The following is an 18,054-nucleotide window of genomic DNA, read 5'->3' as shown; positions in this document are numbered from 1 at the left end:
TCGCCGGCAGGCCCGCTCTACCCCTTGCCCGACAATCGATACGGACGCAGATCATGCACAGGCTAAAACACGGTCTTCTCCAGGCCGCCGGATGGTTGTTCTACCTGACATTGCTGATGGCAATCGCCTTGGCGTTGCCAACGACTCTTTTCGACTCGCAGTCGAAAGACTTCATTTTCCTGGTGGGCGCCGTGGGTATCTGGCGCTACTCCATGGGCGCCACGCACTTCGTGCGGGGCATGCTGTTCCTGTACGTGGTCTACCCGCACCTGCGCCGCAAGGTGCAGAAACTGGGCGACGCCGCCGCCCCCAGCCATGTGTTCCTGATGGTCACCAGTTTTCGCATCGACGCGCTGACCACCGCCCAGGTGTACAGCTCGGTGATCCGCGAGGCCATCGAGTGTGGCTACCCCACCACGGTGGTCTGCTCGCTGGTGGAAATGTCCGATGAACTGCTGGTCAAGGCGCTGTGGGCCAAGATGGCCCCGCCTGACCGCGTCTCCCTGGACTTCGTGCGCATCGCCGGTACCGGCAAGCGCGATGGCCTGGCCTTCGGTTTCCGTGCCATCTCCCGCCACCTGCCCGACGAAAACGCGGTAGTGGCGGTGATCGACGGCGACACCGTGCTGGCCGAGGGCTGCGTGCGCAAGACCGTGCCCTGGTTCAAGCTCTACGAAAACGTCGGCGGCCTGACCACCAACGAATTCTGCGAAGTGCGCGGCGGCTACATCATGAGCGAATGGCACAAGCTGCGTTTCGCCCAGCGCCACATCAACATGTGCTCGATGGCCCTGTCCAAGCGCGTGCTGACCATGACCGGGCGCATGTCGGTGTTCCGCGCCACCGTGGTCACCAACCCCGAGTTCATCGCCGATGTGGAAAGCGACTCGCTTGAACATTGGCGCCTGGGCCGCTTCAAGTTCCTGACCGGCGACGACAAGTCGAGCTGGTTCAGCCTGATGCGCCTTGGCTACGACACCTTCTACGTGCCGGATGCCGCGATCAACACCGTGGAACACCCGCCGGAAAAGAGCTTCCTGAAGGCCAGCCGCAAACTGATGTACCGCTGGTATGGCAACAACCTGCGCCAGAACTCCCGTGCCCTGGGCCTGGGCGTGCGCCGCCTGGGGGTGTTCACCAGCATCGTGCTGTTCGACCAGCGTGTGTCCATGTGGACCAGCCTGCTGGGCCTGACCGTGGCCATCATCGCCACGTTGAAATTCAACATCGCGTTCCTGCTGGGTTACCTGCTGTGGATCGGCATCACCCGATTGATCCTGACCGTCATGTTGTTGTGCTCAGGGCACTCGGTGGGGCCTGCCTATCCGGTGATCCTGTATTACAACCAGATCGTCGGCGCACTGATGAAGATCTATGTCTTCTTCCGCCTCGACAAGCAGTCCTGGACGCGCCAGCCCACCGTGCTCAAACGTGATCTCGCCAGCTTTCAACAATGGTTCAACACCTGGTCTTCCCGGACCATGACGTTCTCGGCCGCCAGCATCTTCGTCGCTGTGCTGTTCGTGATCGTGTGAGCCGGACACTAATGGATTAAGTAGGAAATACCGCCATGAATAATGCCGTGAACGTGAACGTTGTGCATGAATCCGAAGCCCAGCGCCAGCATGCCCGGGTCAAGCTGCCCGCCAAGCTGCGCTACCAGGGGCCCAACCGCGAAACCATCGAGGTTCGCATCGAAGACCTGTCGGCCGGCGGCCTGGCGTTCAACGCGCCCAAGCCGCTGAAAGAAGGCGAAGTGCACCGCGGGCGCCTGATGTTCGTCATCGACACCCTGGGCCTGGGCATGGATATCGAATTCCAGGTGCGCTCCTACAACGATGCCACCGGCCGTGTCGGTTGCCAGTTCCAGAACCTGGAACAGCAGGACATCGCCACCATGCGCCACCTGATCACCTCGCACCTGAGTGGCGAGATCATCAGCGTCGGCGACGTGCTGGGCACCCTGCAACGTGACAACTTCACCAAGGCCCGCCGCGACAAGAAAGTCGGTGCCGGCCAGTCGGCCATGGCCCGGCTGCGCGCCGTGACCTTCAGCGCCGGCGTGTTCGTGGTGGGCCTGGCAGCTTTCGGTTTCGTGCTCAAGTCGGTGTATGGCCTGTATTTCGTGACCCATGCCCAGGCGGGCCTGGTGTCGGCGCCCTCGATGAACATCACCATGCCACGCGACGGCACTGTGCAAAGTCTGGTAGGCGCCAACGGCGTGGCCCCCAAGGGCGCACCGTTGGCCACGTTCAGCACCAGCATGCTCGACGTGCTCAAAGGCAACCTGGACCCCGACCAGCTGCAACCCGAGAAGATCACCGAACTGTTCGGCAAGCAAATGACCGGCACCCTCACCTCGCCCTGCGACTGCACCGTGGGCCAGCAACTGGTCGCCGACGGCCAGTACGCCAGCAAGGGCGATGTGATCTTCACCCTGGTACCGCGCAACACCACCGCCAACGTCGAAGCACGCTTTGCCTACCGGCAGTTCGGCGACATCACCCCGGGCACCGCGGTGAACTTCCAGGTGGCCGGCGACGACACCGTACGCCACGGCAAGGTGGTCAACGCCACCAGCATCAACCCACTGGACCTGTCCTCGGACCTGCGCGTGCAGATCCAGCCCGACGAGCCACTGAACAGCAACCTCACCGGCCGTGCCGTCGATGTCAGCAGCGACCGTGGGCCGTCGCTGAACTGGCTGATGGACAAAGCCATGGCCGCTGGCCAGTAAGCCGGAATCGAGGAGAACACCTGTGGCTAGCACTCTAAGAATATTGCCAGGATCGGCGCTGTTGGGCCTGGCCGTCGCCATCGGCCTGGCCGGTTGCGCGGGCCTGCCGGACCAGCGTCTGGCCAACGAAGCCTTGAAACGTGGCGACACGGCGCTGGCCCAGCAGAACTATCAGCAACTGGCAGACCTGGGCTACACCGAAGCCCAGGTGGGCCTGGCCGATATCCAGGTGGGCACCCGCGACCCCGAGCAACTGCGCCAGGCCGAGGCCACCTACCGCGCCGCGGCCGATACCTCGCCGCGGGCCCAGGCTCGCCTGGGCCGCCTGCTGGCCCTCAAGCCGCACCCCACCGAGGCCGAACAGCGTGAAGCCGAAGGCCTGCTGAAGAAAGCGTTTGCCAATGGCGAGGGCAACACCCTGACGCCACTGGCCATGCTCTACCTGCAATACCCCAATACCTTCCCGGGCGTGAACGCCCAGGAAAAGATCAACCAGTGGCAGGCCGCCGGCTACGCCGAAGCCAACCTGGCGCAAGTCCTGGTGTACCGCATCCAGGGCACCTACGACCAGCACCTGGACGACGTCGAAAACCTGTGCCGCAAGGCCTTGAACGTGGCTGACGTGTGCTACGTGGAACTGGCCACCGTGTACCAGAAACGCCAGCAGACCGACCGCCAGCAAGCCTTGCTCGCGCAGTTGCAGGCCGCCTACGCTCGCGGCGCGGTTCCAGCGATGCGCGTGGACGCCGTCGCTCGCGTGCTGGGGGATGCCACCCTGGGCCAGACCGACGAAAAAACCGCCCAGGCGATGCTGGAAAAGATCGCCCCGGTGTACCCGGCCTCGTGGGTCAGCCTGGCGCAGTTGCTGTACGACTTCCCGGAACTGGGTGACGTCGACAAGATGATGGAATACCTGGACAAGGGCCGCAACGCCGACCAGCCGCGCGCCGAGCTACTGCTGGGCAAGGTCTACTACGAAGGCAAGCTGGTGCTGCCGGACGCGAAGAAGGCCGAGCAGCACCTCAAGGCTGCCGCGCCCACCCAGGTCAGCGCTCATTACTACCTGGGCCAGATCTACCGCCGTGGCTACCTGGGCGAACCCGAGCCACAGAAGGCCGTGGACAACCTGCTGGTCGCGGCCCGCGGTGGCCAGGCCAGCGCCGACTTCGCCCTGGCCCAGCTGTATTCGGGCGGCCGTGGCACCCAGCCAAACCCGGTGTACGCCTACCTGTTCGTGCAACTGGCCAAGGCCCAGCCCGAACCGGCCCAGCCGGTGCTGGACCTGGCCACGCAACTGGAAACCACCCTGTCACCTGACCAGCGCGCCCAGGCCCAGCAACTGCTGCAGCAAGAACAGCGAGTGCGCGGTGCCATGAACCAGAACAGCAGCATTGCCCTGCAGACGCTGGAAGACGAAGACGGTGAGGACAAATCGCTATGAAGTTGAACCAATGGATGAAGGCCGGCATCGGCCTCGGCTTCGCCGCCCTGTGGTCCTGCCCGACATTGGCGGCACTGACCGCCGACCAGAATTTCGGTATCGAGATCAAAGGTACCCTGCAATCGGAAGATGACCGCGACCTGGGCACCCGTTCCGGCGGCGACGTCAACGGCCTGGGCCTGGACCTGCGCCCTTGGGCCTACGGCCAATGGGGTGACTGGAGCGCCTATGCGATGGGCCAGTTGGTCACCGCCACCGACACCATCCAGACCGATACCTTGCAAGAATCCAATGTCACCAGCGACAGCACCGCCAAAGGCCGCGAGCAGAAAAAGAACTACCTGGCCATGCGCGAATTCTGGGTCGGCTACAGCGGCTTCACGCCCTACCCCGGCGAGATCCTGAAGTTCGGCCGCCAACGCCTGCGCAACGACGACGGCGAATGGAAAGACACCAACATCGAAGCCCTGAACTGGGACTTCGACACCACCCTGCTGCGTGCCCATGCCGGCGTTGCCGAGCGCTTCAGCGAATACCGCACCGACCTCACCGAGCTGTCGGCCAGCGACAAGGACGTGCTGCACGCTTACGGCGATGTCTCGTACCAGTGGACCCCCGGCCAATGGGTCGGCCTGCGCGCCCACCACACCCATGACAGCGGCAGCCTGCCCCATACCGGCGAGGCCATCGACGATTCGGACAAGAGCAGCACCGGCGACCTGACCTGGCTGGGCCTTGAAGCCGACAGCGACGCCTACAACCACGACAACCTGAACAACATCAACTACTGGGGCAGCCTGACGTTCATGTCCGGCAACCGCGACAGCATCGGCAGCAACGTGGTGAACGGCCAGACCGTGGCCGGCGACAAGAGCAGCGGCCACGTCAACGGCTGGGCCACCGACCTGGGCCTGCGCGTGCACCTTGACCCGAACTGGCAGGTAGGCGGCGCCTACTCGCGTGCCAGCCGCGACTACGAACAGAACGGCCTGCAAAGCAACCGCTCGACCTGGACCGGTACCCGTGCCCGCGTCGCCCGCTTCGGCGAAGCCTACCAGGCCGAGATGGCCAACACCCAGACCGCCTCGCTGTTCGCCTCCTGGCAACTGCGCGACGAATACGACGCCAGCCTGATCTACCACAAATTCTGGCGTGTCGACGGCAACCAGGGCATCGGCACCAACACCCTGGACGCGGTGAACACCACCTTCGACCCGGAAAACCCCACGGACGTCACCTCCATCAGCTCGCTACCACTGGCTGACGGGGACAAGGACCTGGGCCAGGAAATGGACCTGGTGGTGTCCAAGTACTTCAAGCAAGGCCTGCTGCCGGCAGCCTTGAGCCAGTCCCTCGACGAGCCATCGGCGCTGGTGCGCTTGCGCGCCGGTGTATTCAAACCGGGCTCGGCGTATGGCAGCGAAGTGGACAGCTACATGCACCGCGCCTTCATCGACGTGATCTGGCGCTTCTGATGCGACTGCGAAGGGAGTGCGATGACATGATGAACACCCACAGATTACCGTTGCCCAGGACGTTGCTGGTCACTGCCCTGCTGCTGGCCAGTGGCGCTGCCCTGGCCAGCGCGCCGGCCGCGCACCCGGCTGTTGCGCCCGCGCCGGCGGCCGATGAGGCCAAGACCTTGCAACAGGCCAAGACCTACACCGTGACCACCGCGCCACCGGAGTCGCTGGAACTGGCGGCGCCGAAACTGCCCGACCTGACGGGCTACACCGCCCAGGCCGTGGCCGCCAAGATCGACCGTCGCAAGCCGGGCAAGATCATGGTCAAGCGCATGCTGCAGGAAGACGTGCTCAAGGAGTTCATCGGCGGCGACAACAAGATGGCCGAATGGGTGAACCGCCAGCACGGCATTCCCCAGGCCATTTTCGTCGAAGACGGCTACGTCAACCTCACCGAACTGGTCAAGAAGCTGCCCAAGCAGTACATCCGCGAAACCGCGCCGGGCGTCTACCTGGCACGGCTGCCGATCGTGGTCGGGCACAACGCCGTGTTCGAGATCGACAAGCAGGCCAAGGAGCTGCGCCTGTCCCAGGAAGGTGGCTCGTTCATCGTCAACGACGGCAAGCTGTTCATCCGGGATACGCGGGTAACGGGCTGGCGCGAGGCTGACAACGGCCCCTCCACCTTCCGCGAGCCCAAGGAGTTCCGCCCGTTCCTGCTGGCCTGGGGCGGCACCGAGACCTACATGGTCAACACCGTGATGGCGAGCATGGGCTACAACCAGTCCAAGTCCTACGGCGTGAGCATTTCCCAGTACACCCCGAACATGAGTGCACAGATGGGCCGCGGCCAGCCCACCGGCTGGATCATCGGCAGCACCTTCTCGGACATGTGGTACGGCTTCTACTGCTATGAAACCCGCGACTTCGTGGTCAAGAGCAACACCTACCACGACAACATCATCTACGGCATCGACCCCCACGACCGTTCCCACGGCCTGATCATCGCCGACAACACCGTGTACGGGACGAAGAAGAAGCACGGCATCATCGTGTCACGGGAAGTGAACGACAGCTTCATCATCAACAACCGCAGCTACGACAACCATCTCTCGGGCGTGGTGATCGACCGTAACAGCGTGGGCAACCTGGTGGCCTACAACAAGATCTACAAGAACCACACCGACGGCATCACCCTGTACGAGAGCGCCGACAACCTGCTGTGGGGCAACGAGCTGCTGGGCAACAAGCGCCACGGCATTCGCGTGCGCAACAGCACCAACATCCGCCTCTACGAGAACAAGGCGCTGGCCAACGGCCTGACCGGTGTGTACGGGCACATCAAGGACCTGAGCAACACCGACCGCAACATCAAGCTCGACCCCTTCGATGCACAGGTGTCGCTGATCCTGGTGGGCGGCGAACTGGCCGGCAACGGTACCGGGCCATTGTCCATCGACTCGCCCTTGTCGGTGGAGATGTACCGGGTGTCGATGCTCGCGCCGACCAAATCCAGCGGCATCAGCTTCACCGGCATCCTGGGTGACCGCCAGGCGGAAATCATGGACCTGATGGTACGCCAACAAAAAGCCGTGCTGATCGACCCCGTCGAACGCCAGACCGAAATGCAGGACTGAGGATGAATTTCATGCACCCCACATTGATCAAGCTGCTCAGCCTGTCGGGCCTTGCCGCCGCGATGCTGGCCGCCAACGGCGCCAAGGCCCAGGACTTCGCCGCGCCCAAATACGAAGCCGCCCCCTGCTGCAGCCTGTGCCCGGCGGCCCATGACGCCAAGAACTACGTGACCCGCTACCAGCAGAACTTCACCACCCTGGTACAGGCCCAGGGCGACTGGCTATTCCGTACCCAGGAAGACCTGCGTACCGAGTTCGACACCACCCCCGAAGGCTACCGCCGCCTGCAGCAACTGCACGACGCGTTCAAGAGCAAGGGCATCGAGCTGGTGCTGGTGTACCAGCCCACCCGTGGCCTGGTGGACCGCAACAAACTGTTCCCGGCCGACCGCGACAAGTTCGACTACGACAAGGCGCTGAAAAACTACCAGGCCATGCTCAAGCGCTTCGCCAGCATGGGCTACAACGTGCCGGACCTGTCGCCGCTGACCAACGAACAGCAGGCCCACGACTTCTATTTCCGCGGCGACCAGCACTGGACCCCGTATGGCGCCCAGCGCACCGCCAAGATCGTGGCCGAGACCGTGAAGAAGATGCCGGCGTTCGCCGACGTGCCCAAGCGTGAATTCGAAACCCACCTGTCCGGGCGCATGGGCAAGACCGGCACCTTGCACAACATGGCAGGCCAGCTGTGCGGCACCAGCTACGCCATCCAGTACATGGACCAGTTCACCACCGAACCCAAGGGCGAGGCTTCCGACAGCGACCTGTTCAGCGACGCCGGTACCCCGCAGATCACCCTGGTGGGCACCAGCCACAGTGGCAAGAACTACAACTTCTCCGGGTTCCTGGAACAGGACATTGGCGCCGACATCCTCAACGTGGCCTTCCCCGGCGGCGGCCTGGAAGGGTCGATGCTGCAGTACCTGGGCAGCGACGACTTCCAGAAGCACCCGCCGAAGATCCTCATCTGGGAATTCTCGCCGCTGTACCGCCTGGACCAGGAGACCATCTACCGGCAGATGATGTCGATGCTGGACAACGGTTGCGAAGGCAAGCCGGCCGAACTGCAAGCCAGTGCCACGCTGAAGACCGGCAAGAACGAACTGCTGGTGAACGGGCGCAACGGCATCAAGGACCTGCACAACGGCAACCACCAGATCGACATCAAGTTCGCCGACACCTCGGTGAAAACCCTGCACGCCACCCTCTGGTACCTGAACGGCCGCCACGAGGACCTGAAAATCGAGAAACCCGAAACATCCGAAACCGACGGGCGCTTTGCCTTCGAGTTGCGCAACGACGAGGACTGGGCTTCGCAGAACCTGCTGGCCCTTGAGGTGCAAGGCCCGGACGCCGGGCAGGCACCGCAGAAAGTCGAAGCCACCGTGTGCAAGCGCAACGTCTTCCCCGGCGTTCAGCAATCACCGAAACAACAGAACGCCCAAGCCGGACTGTGAGGTCAATCATGAACCGCGCCAACGTACTCAAGCACCTGCTGGCCCCGACCCTGTTGGGCCTGGCCATGTTCGCCGCCAACGCCCAGGCTGCCGCGCCCTTGCACCCGCCACAGGGTTACCTGGCGGCCGTGGACAAGTTCAAGACCAGCCCCAACGACCAGGGCTGCCAGGCCATGCCGGCGCCCTACACCCAGAGCCTGCAGTTTCGCAGCAAGTACGAAGGTTCGGACAAGACCCGTTCGACCTTCAATGCCTCGTCCGATAAAGCCTTCCGTGATGCCACCAAAGACATCACCAACATGGAGCGCGGCATCAGCAAGCAGGTGATGGTGTACATGCGCGACGGCAACCCGCAGGAACTGGACTGCACCTTGAACTGGCTGACCGCCTGGGCCCAGGCCGACGCGCTGATGTCCAAGGACTTCAACCACACCGGCAAGTCCATGCGCAAATGGGCACTGGGTAGCATGGCCTCGGCCTACGTGCGCCTGAAGTTCTCCGATTCCCACCCACTGGCCAACCACCAGCAGCAGACCCAGGTCATCGAAGCCTGGTTCGGGCGCCTGGCCGACCAGGTGGTAAGCGACTGGAACAACCTGCCGCTGGACCACACCAATAACCACTCGTACTGGGCGGCCTGGTCGGTCATGGCTACCTCCGTGGCTTTGGACCGCCGCGACCTGTTCGACTGGGCAGTGAAGGAATACAAGATCGGCGCCAACCAGGTCGATGCCGACGGTTTCCTGCCCAATGAAGTCAAGCGCCAGCAGCGCGCCCTGGCCTACCACAACTACGCCCTGCCACCGCTGTCGATGATCGCCAGCTTTGCCCAGGCCAACGGTGTGGACTTGCGCCAGGAAAACAATGGTGCTCTCAAGCGCCTGGGCGACAAGGTGCTGGCAGGGGTGAAAGACCCGAGCATCTTCGAAGCGAAGAACGGCAAGGACCAGGACATGACCGACCTGAAGGTGGATAGCAAATTCGCCTGGCTCGAACCCTGGTGCAGCCTTTACAGCTGCCCACCCGATGCGTTGCAGCGCAAGCATGAAGGCCAGCCGTTCAAGACCTTCCGCCTGGGCGGCGACCTGACCAAGGTCTACGACCCCGAGCATGAGAAAGGTAACAAGGGCTCATAGCACTTGTAGCCGCTGCCGTCAGGCAGCGGCTACAGGCGGTAACCGGACGTAATCACCCCCTGGAATAAATGGGGGGTTTGGGGGGGCTTAGGCCCTTGTGTATGGATCAAACAAGGAGAGATCGGGATGGTTTTCTCATCTAACGTGTTCCTGTTCCTGTTCTTGCCGGTCTTTCTCGGCTTGTACTACCTGTGCGGCAATCGTTACCGCAACCTGCTGTTATTGGTCGCCAGCTATGTGTTCTACGCCTGGTGGCGCGTGGATTTCCTGGCGCTGTTCGCCGCGGTCACCCTATGGAACTACTGGATCGGCCTGCGCGTAGGCGCCGCCGGCATCCGCACCAAACCCGCGCAGCGCTGGCTGCTGCTGGGCGTGGCCGTGGACCTGTGCGTGCTGGGCTACTTCAAGTACGCCAACTTCGGCGTGGAAAGCATCAACGCCATCATTACCTCGTTCGGCATGCAGCCGTTCATTCTTACCCACGTGCTGCTGCCCATCGGCATCTCGTTCTACATTTTCGAATCGATCAGCTACATCATCGACGTGTACCGTGGCGACACCCCGGCCACGCGCAACCTGATCGACTTCGCCGCGTTCGTGGCCATCTTCCCGCACCTGATCGCCGGGCCGGTATTGCGCTTCGCCGACCTGGTGGACCAGTTCAACAACCGCACCCACACCCTGGACAAGTTCAGCGAAGGCGCCACCCGCTTCATGCAGGGCTTCATCAAGAAGGTGTTCATCGCCGATACCCTGGCCACTGTCTCGGACCACTGCTTCGCGCTGACCAACCCCACCACCGGCGACGCCTGGCTGGGTGCGCTGTCCTATACCGCGCAACTGTACTTCGACTTCTCCGGTTACAGCGACATGGCCATCGGCCTGGGCCTGATGATGGGTTTCCGCTTCATGGAAAACTTCAAGCAACCCTACATCAGCCAGTCGATCACCGAGTTCTGGCGCCGCTGGCACATCAGCCTGTCGACCTGGCTGCGCGACTACCTGTACATCACCCTGGGCGGCAACCGCAAAGGCACCCTGGCCACCTACCGCAACCTGTTCCTGACCATGCTGCTGGGCGGCCTGTGGCACGGCGCCAACTTCACCTACATCATCTGGGGTGCCTGGCACGGCGCCTGGCTGGCCATCGAACGGCTGCTGGGCATCAACACCACGCCACGCTCGCTGAACCCCATCCGCTGGGCGCTGACCTTCCTGCTGGTGATCATGGGCTGGGTAATCTTCCGCGCCGAGAACCTGCACGTGGCCTACCGTATGTACGGCGCCATGTTCAGCTTCGGCGACTGGCACCTGTCGGAACTCAACGCCGCCAGCCTCACCGGGCTGCAAGTCGCCACCCTGGTGGTCGCCTACCTCACCCTGGCGTTCTTCGGCCTGCGTGACCTGTACAGCAACCCGCCCAAGCCCAAAGCCAAAGCGCCGGTGGCCGAAGCCAACGGCCCGGCCACCGCGCAACCTGGCCTGTACCGCGCCACCCCGGGCGACAACCCGGCTGCCCTGGCCGCCCATGCCCATGGCCATCAGGTGCAAGCCTCGTACTGGACCGTGGACTGGAGCCGCTACCTGATGCGCGCCCTGGTGCTGCTGCTGTTCGTGGCCTCGATCCTGAAGCTGTCGGCGCAGAGTTTCTCGCCATTCCTTTACTTCCAGTTTTGAGCGAGCCGACCATGACCCGATCATTACGCATCCTCTACATTCTGCTGTTCCTGGCCGTGCTGCTGGGCCTGGGCATCTGGTCGCTGTGGAGCTTCGCCAGCTTCAACCGAACCGCACAGATGACCGTGCTCAACGGCAAGTTCACCAAGGCGGTGGAAACCCACTACGACGACCAGTTCCCGATCAAGCGCCTGGGCACCAACCTGTGGGCCGCGGTGGACTTCAAGCTGTTCAACGAAGGCCGCCCCGGCGTGGTGCTGGGCCGCGACCAGTGGCTGTACAGCGACGAGGAGTTCGACCCGGTGGCCGGCGGCCAGCAGATCGAGGCCGACAACTTCGCCCTGATCAAAGGCGTGCGTGACCAGCTCAAGCAACACGGTGTGCAACTGGTACTGGCCATCGTTCCGGCCAAGGCCCGCCTGTACCCCGAACACATCGGTGCCACCGCACCGGCCGAACTGCACAAGGACCTGTACCAGCAGTTCCACGCCCAGGCTGCGGCCGCGGGCATCCTCGCCCCCGACCTGCTGGCCCCGCTGCAACAGGCCAAGGCCCAGGGCCAGGTGTTCCTGCGCACTGACACCCACTGGACGCCCATGGGCGCCGAAGTGGTGGCGCACAACCTGAGCACCGCCATTGCCCAGAAGGCGCCGCTGAGCGGCGACCCGCAAACCTTCGTCACCGCCAGCGAGCAGGCCAAGCCCTACAAGGGTGACCTGACCAACTTCCTGCCCCTGGACCCGCTGTTCAGCAACCTGCTGCCCAAGCCCGATGAACTGGCCCAGCGCACCACCACCCAGGCCGGTGACAAGGCCGCCAGCGGTGACGCCCTGTTCGGTGGCAGCGAAATTCCGGTCGCCCTGGTGGGCACCAGCTACAGCGCCAACCCGCACTGGAATTTCCTGGGCGCCCTGCAGCAGTCGCTGCACAGCGACGTGGTCAATTACGCCGAAGACGGCCACGGCCCGATCCTGCCAATGCTCAAGTACCTGCAAACCGACGCATTCAAGAACAGCCCTCCACAAGTGCTGATCTGGGAATTCCCGGAACGATATCTGCCGATGAAAAACGACCTCAGCGACTTTGATCCGAACTGGATCGGCGAGCTGAAAAAAGACCCGAACACCAACCAGAACCTGGCTGTGGGCCAATCCAACTGAGCCTTCGTCAAGAGCGCTCGACTTTACAAGCAAAGAGGAATCGCACATGACCGCACGTACCGTCAAAACCCGTCTCGCCGCCGCTGTCATCGCCGCTGCCGGCCTGCTCTCCACCCAGGCGTTCGCCGGTGGCGACGCCGCGCTCTACGGCCCTACCGCGCCCAAAGGCTCCGCCTTCGTTCGCGTCTACAACGCCAGCAACCAGGAAGTCAGCGCCAGCGTCGGCAACACCAACCTCAACGAAGTCGCGCCGCTGGCCAGCAGCGATTTCAGCTTCCTGCCCCAGGGCGACTACAGCGCCAAGGTAGGCGCCAAGACCCTGCCGGTGAAGCTGGCCTCCGACCACTACTACACCGTGGTCAACAACACCAACGGCAACCCGCAACTGGTTGAGGAGCCGCCGTTCAAGAACAAGCAGAAGTCGCTGGTACGCGTGCAGAACCTCAGCGACAAGCCCCTGACCCTGAAGACCGCCGACGGCAAGACCGACGTGGTCAAGGACGTGGCCGCCAAGGGCACCGGCGAACGCGAGATCAACCCGGTGAAGGTCAGCCTGGCGCTGTACGAAGGCGACAAGAAGGTCAGCGACCTCAAGCCGGTGGCCCTGGAGCGCGGCGAAGCGGCCGTGCTGTACGTGACCGGCGAAGGCTCCAGCCTGTCGCCGGTGTGGGTACAGCGCCCGGTGTCCACGCGCTGAATGAATCGAGTTGGCCACCCGTGAAAGCGGGTGGCTGACAGGGAACAAAAACAAGACAGAAACGGCAACGCAAACGTCTAACAACCATTCGCTTTATTGGAGAAACAACATGATTCCGGTGATCTTGTCAGGTGGTAGTGGCTCTCGTCTGTGGCCGCTTTCGCGCAAGCAATTCCCCAAGCAATTCCTGGCCCTGACCGGCGAGCACACCCTGTTCCAGCAAACCCTGGAGCGCCTGGTGTTCGAAGGCATGGACACCCCCATCGTGGTCTGCAACAAAGACCACCGCTTCATCGTCAATGAACAGCTGAGCAACCTGAAGCTGGAAACCCAGGGCATCCTCATGGAACCCTTCGGCCGCAACACCGCGCCGGCCGTGGCCCTGACCGCCATGAAGCTGGTCAACGAAGGCCGCGACGAACTGATGCTGGTGCTGCCGGCCGACCACGTCATCGACGACCAGAAAGCCCTGCAGCGCGCCCTGGCCCTGGCCACCGTGGCCGCCGAGCGTGGCGAGATGGTGCTGTTTGGCGTGCCGGCCACCAAGCCGGAAACCGGCTATGGCTACATCAAGTCCAGCAACGATGCCCTGCTGCCTGAAGGCGTCAGCCGCGTGTCGCACTTCGTGGAAAAACCGGACGAAAAACGCGCCACCGAATTCGTCCAGGCCGGGGGCTACTTCTGGAACAGCGGCATGTTCCTGTTCCGCGCCAGCCGCTTCCTGGAAGAGCTGAAAAAGCATGACCCGGACATCTACGACACCTGCATGCTGACCCTGGAACGCAGCGTGAAGGATGGCGACAGCATCGAGATCGATGAAGCCACCTTCGCCTGCTGCCCGGACAACTCCATCGACTACGCGGTGATGGAAAAAACCCAGCGCGCCTGCGTGGTGCCGCTGACTGCCGGCTGGAGCGACGTGGGCTGCTGGTCGTCGCTGTGGGACGTGCACGAGAAAGACAGCAACGGCAACGTCACCAAGGGCGATGTGGTGGTACAGGACAGCCGCAACTGCATGATCCACGGCAACGGCAAGCTGGTGTCGGTGATCGGCCTGGAAAACATCGTAGTGGTGGAAACCAAGGACGCCATGATGATCGCCCACAAGGACAAGGTCCAGGGCGTGAAGCAGATGGTCGCCACCCTCAACGAACAGGGTCGCAGCGAAACCCAGAACCACTGTGAAGTGTACCGCCCGTGGGGCTCGTACGACTCGGTGGACATGGGTGGCCGCTTCCAGGTCAAGCACATCTCGGTCAAGCCGGGCGCCTGCCTGAGCCTGCAGATGCACCACCACCGCGCCGAACACTGGATCGTGGTATCGGGCACCGCCGAAGTCACCTGTGACGAGAACGTGTTCCTGCTCACCGAAAACCAGTCCACCTACATCCCGATCGCCTCGGTGCACCGCCTGCGCAACCCGGGCAAGATCCCGCTGGAAATCATCGAAGTGCAGTCGGGCAGCTACCTGGGTGAAGACGACATCGAGCGCTTCGAGGACATCTACGGTCGTTCCACTCCGATCGAGCGTGGCGTGTCGGTGAAAACCATCGCTCAATAAGGCATCACCGCGGGTATGAAAGCCCCTGCCTCATTCGCTGCGTCCCCTATCCGCAGCCAGTGAGGCAGGGGCTTTTTCATGGGCGCCGGCTCTGGGTTCGCCTACACAAGCCGTGCTGTCACAGGGTAGGATGACAGGCCTGTCTATTCACCTGTGGTCACCCCATGCTAATCGGCACCCTCCTCATCATCGCCTGGCTGTTCCTGCTGGTGCGCTACCCGAAAAAAGCCTTGCCCATTTCCCTGGTCGCCCTGGCGGGCCTGGCCATGGTCGGCCTCAGCGTGCTGTGGCAAGACAACCGCGAACTGGCGCAGCTGGCGCGCATGGGCTTGCACTTCCAGTACGACACCGAGCAGTGCGCAGCCGACCGGCCGGTGCGGGTGAGCATGAAGAACGGCAACAGCGTGCCACTGGTGGAGCTGCAATGGCGCCTGGCGGCCTTCGCCCCTGGCGACAGCGTGAACCTGGTACAGGACGACTACGACGCCCCGCGCTATCGAGGGCCAGGGCAGTTGCAGCCCGGTGCCGAATGGGCCGACTGCCTGCCGGTGCCGCCGTTGCGCCCCGGCTACCGCGCGCAGACCCTGGAATGGCGTGCCGAGCGGGTGCAAGGCAGCTTTGCCAACTGACGGGGTACCTGTCAGTTCTTACAGTTTCGCGTTGCGCCCCCATCAGCGTTGAATAGCTCGTCACGTTATTCATCATGGGGACAGCGAGATGAACGCCATCAAACCGCTCGAAAACGCTGCAGCCTTCGTCGAACATTTCGGCGAAGGCAAGCAGACCGGCGCCAATGAATATGCCTTTGCCCCGGCACGCCGGGGGCGCCTGTTGTTATTGCACTCGGCTGGCTGCCCGAGCTGCAGCATGCGCCTACAACACCTCACGGCCATCGCCAGCCAGCACCCGGACGTCGACATTTTCAGCATGCCCACCGAAGGCAATGGCGCCTTGTGGCAGCCCCTGGGCGTGACCGGGGTGCCGGCGCAATTCGTGGTGCACGCCGATGGCCGCGGGTTATTGATCACAGGGGGCAAGGATGAACAGCTAAACTGCGCCCTGATTGACCTCACACCGGACTCGCAGAACAAGGACCCCGTATGCCCGTCACCCTCATCACCGGCTGTTCCAGCGGCATCGGCCTCGCCCTCGCACGGGCGTTCCAGCAAGCTGGCCACAGCGTCTGGGCAACCGCGCGGCGACCGCAGGACGTAGACCGCCTGGCCGCCGAAGGCTTCCAGGCCCGCCAGCTCGACGTCAACGATGAAGCTGCCGCGGCCGCCCTGGCGGCCGAGTTGCCGAACCTGGACATCCTGATCAACAACGCCGGCTACGGCGCCATGGGCCCGCTGCTGGACGGCGGCGTGGCCGGCATCCGCCAGCAGTTCGAAACCAACGTGTTTTCCATCGTCGGCGTCACCCGCGCCCTGTTCCCCCACCTGCGGGCCAGCCGCGGCCTGGTGGTGAACATCGGTAGCGTTTCCGGCGTGCTGGTCACGCCGTTCGCCGGTGCCTACTGCGCGTCCAAGGCCGCGGTGCATGGCCTGAGCGAAGCACTGCGCATGGAACTGGCGCCGTTCGGGGTGCGGGTCATGGAAGTTCAGCCGGGGGCCATCGACACTCAATTCGCCAACAACGCCAGCCGCGAGGCCGAGCAGGTCATCGCCGAGGGCTCGCCGTGGTGGCCGCTCGCAGCGCAGATCCGCGCCCGGGCCAAGGCCTCGCAGAACCGGCCGACACCGGCGCTGGAGTTCGCCCAGGCGTTGCTGGCGGCGGTGGAAAAACCCGCGCCGGCGCGGGTAGTGCGCATCGGCAACGGCAGCCGGGCGTTGCCGTGGCTGGCGCGGTGGGTACCCGCGGGGGTTCTGGAGGGGGTGTTGAAGCGCAGGTTCGGGTTGGATCGGGTGCTCTAGACGTTCCAGAGGCCCTGTTGACGCTTGTGGGGGACAGGGGGAAATCTCAGATTTTTCCCACAACAGCGATCTATTCCGGAAAATTGAGCTTGCGCCTGGAGCTTGGTCTCCATGCAAGCGTGGCGGTCGAAGCCGAATTGGCCCACAAGAGCATCAACCAGTGGGTAGCAGATGTGCTGAGGCGCGAAGCCCGCTTCTCGATGAGTTGAGGCATTTCGAGAACGCCTGATCTCAAGGGCGCCAGAACATCTTCACCTGGCAGCGGGTCGTCATCCCACACCTGCTGCCAAGTCGAGAAATCTTACAGAGCCCCAGCCGTTCCCTGCTTGACCACCACTGTGCACGTCGTCCCGGCCGCCAGCAAAAACCCGTCCGGCACTTCATCAATATGAATCCGCACCGGCACCCGCTGCGCCAGCCTCACCCAGTTGAACGTCGGGTTCACGTCCGCCACCAGCTCACGGCTTTCAGGGTTGTCCCGGTCGTAGATACCGCGAGAAATACTCTCGACGTGCCCCTTCAAGACCTCGCCACTCATCATCTGCAAATCAGCCTTGTCGCCCAGGTGCACATTCGGCAGCTTGGTCTCTTCGAAGAACCCATAAACCCAGAACGAGTGCTTGTCGACCACCGCCATCTTCGCTTCCCCCGTGCGGGCGTAATCGCCTACGTGGACGTTGAGGTTGGTGACATAACCGTCAACGGTGGCCAGCACTTTGGTTCGCGACAGGTTCAACTGCGCGGCCTCCAGGGCAGCCACGGCCTGCTGGTAGTCGGCCTCGGCGCTGCTGGCGATGTTGCCGGCGTCTTCGCGGCTTTCCTTGGACACTACCAGGTTGTCCATGTCGGCCCGGCGGCTGGCGTTGACCTTGCGCATTTCCCAGGTGGCCTTGCGCGAGGCAACCAGGGCCTGGGCCTGCTTGACGGCGATCTGGTAGTGCTCGGGGTCGATCTGCAACAGCACGTCGCCCTTTTTCACCAACTGGTTGTCACGCACCGGCACGGCCACCACGTAACCGGTCACGTCGGGGGCGACGTTGATGATGTCGGCGCGCACCCGGCCGTCGCGGGTCCAGGGTGTTTCCATGTAGTGCACCCACAGCTCGCGGCCGATGAACACGGCCAGGGCCAGGATCAGCAAGGTGGCGATCAGGCTGAAAAACTTTTTCATC

The 18,054-nt window shown here is 63.3% G+C and carries 15 protein-coding genes and 1 pseudogene; 15 read left to right on the top strand and 1 reads right to left on the bottom strand.

Annotation, left to right across the window (positions count from 1 at the left end):
• The first annotated feature begins 53 nt into the window (after nt 1–53).
• The 15 genes and pseudogenes from alg8 to HWQ56_RS04975 form a co-directional block, all read left to right on the top strand.
• Nucleotides 54–1,535, top strand: coding sequence for a mannuronan synthase (gene alg8, locus HWQ56_RS05045; RefSeq protein WP_158157127.1), 1,482 nt, complete (start codon nt 54–56; stop codon nt 1,533–1,535).
• A gap of 35 nt (nt 1,536–1,570) precedes the next feature.
• Nucleotides 1,571–2,737, top strand: a complete 1,167-nt coding sequence (locus HWQ56_RS05040) for an alginate biosynthesis protein Alg44 (RefSeq protein ID WP_176569938.1) — start codon at nt 1,571–1,573, stop codon at nt 2,735–2,737.
• A gap of 22 nt (nt 2,738–2,759) precedes the next feature.
• Complete coding sequence (gene algK, locus HWQ56_RS05035; protein ID WP_180229344.1) at nt 2,760–4,178, top strand: alginate biosynthesis TPR repeat lipoprotein AlgK; 1,419 nt, start codon at nt 2,760–2,762, stop codon at nt 4,176–4,178.
• On the top strand, nt 4,175–5,653 hold the full coding sequence (locus HWQ56_RS05030) for an alginate export family protein (protein WP_176569937.1): 1,479 nt from the start codon (nt 4,175–4,177) through the stop codon (nt 5,651–5,653). Before algK ends, HWQ56_RS05030 begins: the two co-directional genes overlap by 4 nt.
• 26 nt (nt 5,654–5,679) lie before the next feature.
• The gene (gene algG, locus HWQ56_RS05025; protein WP_425331934.1) at nt 5,680–7,278 is read left to right on the top strand and encodes a mannuronan 5-epimerase AlgG; all 1,599 of its coding nucleotides are present in this window, start codon (nt 5,680–5,682) and stop codon (nt 7,276–7,278) included.
• Between the two features lie 11 nt (nt 7,279–7,289).
• A complete protein-coding gene (locus HWQ56_RS05020) occupies nt 7,290–8,738 on the top strand; it encodes an alginate O-acetyltransferase (RefSeq protein ID WP_158157133.1) in 1,449 nt (482 codons plus the stop codon).
• An 8-nt stretch (nt 8,739–8,746) separates the two neighbouring features.
• Nucleotides 8,747–9,874, top strand: coding sequence for a mannuronate-specific alginate lyase (locus HWQ56_RS05015; protein WP_158157135.1), 1,128 nt, complete (start codon nt 8,747–8,749; stop codon nt 9,872–9,874).
• Between the two features lie 126 nt (nt 9,875–10,000).
• Nucleotides 10,001–11,551 carry an MBOAT family O-acyltransferase gene (locus HWQ56_RS05010; protein WP_176569936.1) on the top strand — a complete coding sequence of 517 codons (1,551 nt, stop codon included), beginning with the start codon at nt 10,001–10,003 and terminating at the stop codon, nt 11,549–11,551.
• Nucleotides 11,552–11,562: 11 nt separating this feature from the next.
• Nucleotides 11,563–12,711: an alginate O-acetyltransferase gene (locus tag HWQ56_RS05005; protein WP_176569935.1), complete on the top strand. Its 1,149-nt coding sequence runs from the start codon at nt 11,563–11,565 to the stop codon at nt 12,709–12,711.
• 46 nt (nt 12,712–12,757) lie between these two features.
• A complete protein-coding gene (locus HWQ56_RS05000; RefSeq protein WP_158157141.1) occupies nt 12,758–13,408 on the top strand; it encodes an alginate O-acetyltransferase AlgF in 651 nt (216 codons plus the stop codon).
• Between the two features lie 109 nt (nt 13,409–13,517).
• A complete protein-coding gene (locus tag HWQ56_RS04995; RefSeq protein WP_158157143.1) occupies nt 13,518–14,969 on the top strand; it encodes a mannose-1-phosphate guanylyltransferase/mannose-6-phosphate isomerase in 1,452 nt (483 codons plus the stop codon).
• Between the two features lie 164 nt (nt 14,970–15,133).
• On the top strand, nt 15,134–15,598 hold the full coding sequence (locus tag HWQ56_RS04990; RefSeq protein ID WP_176569934.1) for a multidrug transporter: 465 nt from the start codon (nt 15,134–15,136) through the stop codon (nt 15,596–15,598).
• A gap of 88 nt (nt 15,599–15,686) precedes the next feature.
• Entirely contained in the window at nt 15,687–16,184 is a 498-nt protein-coding gene (locus HWQ56_RS04985; protein ID WP_176569933.1) for a TlpA family protein disulfide reductase, read from the top strand.
• Entirely contained in the window at nt 16,070–16,882 is an 813-nt protein-coding gene (locus HWQ56_RS04980; RefSeq protein ID WP_176569932.1) for an SDR family oxidoreductase, read from the top strand. Before HWQ56_RS04985 ends, HWQ56_RS04980 begins: the two co-directional genes overlap by 115 nt.
• 71 nt (nt 16,883–16,953) lie before the next feature.
• Nucleotides 16,954–17,091: pseudogene (locus HWQ56_RS04975) on the top strand (toxin-antitoxin system HicB family antitoxin); the annotation flags it as partial.
• 92 nt (nt 17,092–17,183) lie between these two features.
• Here the strand turns inward: HWQ56_RS04975 and HWQ56_RS04970 are convergent.
• Nucleotides 17,184–18,053: an efflux RND transporter periplasmic adaptor subunit gene (locus tag HWQ56_RS04970; RefSeq protein WP_158153777.1), complete on the bottom strand. Its 870-nt coding sequence runs from the start codon at nt 18,051–18,053 to the stop codon at nt 17,184–17,186.
• Nucleotide 18,054 lies beyond the last annotated feature (1 nt).

Origin of the sequence: Pseudomonas eucalypticola (genome assembly GCF_013374995.1) — a bacterium.
Taxonomy (GTDB): Bacteria; Pseudomonadota; Gammaproteobacteria; order Pseudomonadales; family Pseudomonadaceae; genus Aquipseudomonas; species Aquipseudomonas eucalypticola.
The sequence above is the reverse complement of the archived record's forward strand: the minus strand, read 5'-3'. Positions and strand labels throughout refer to the sequence as shown.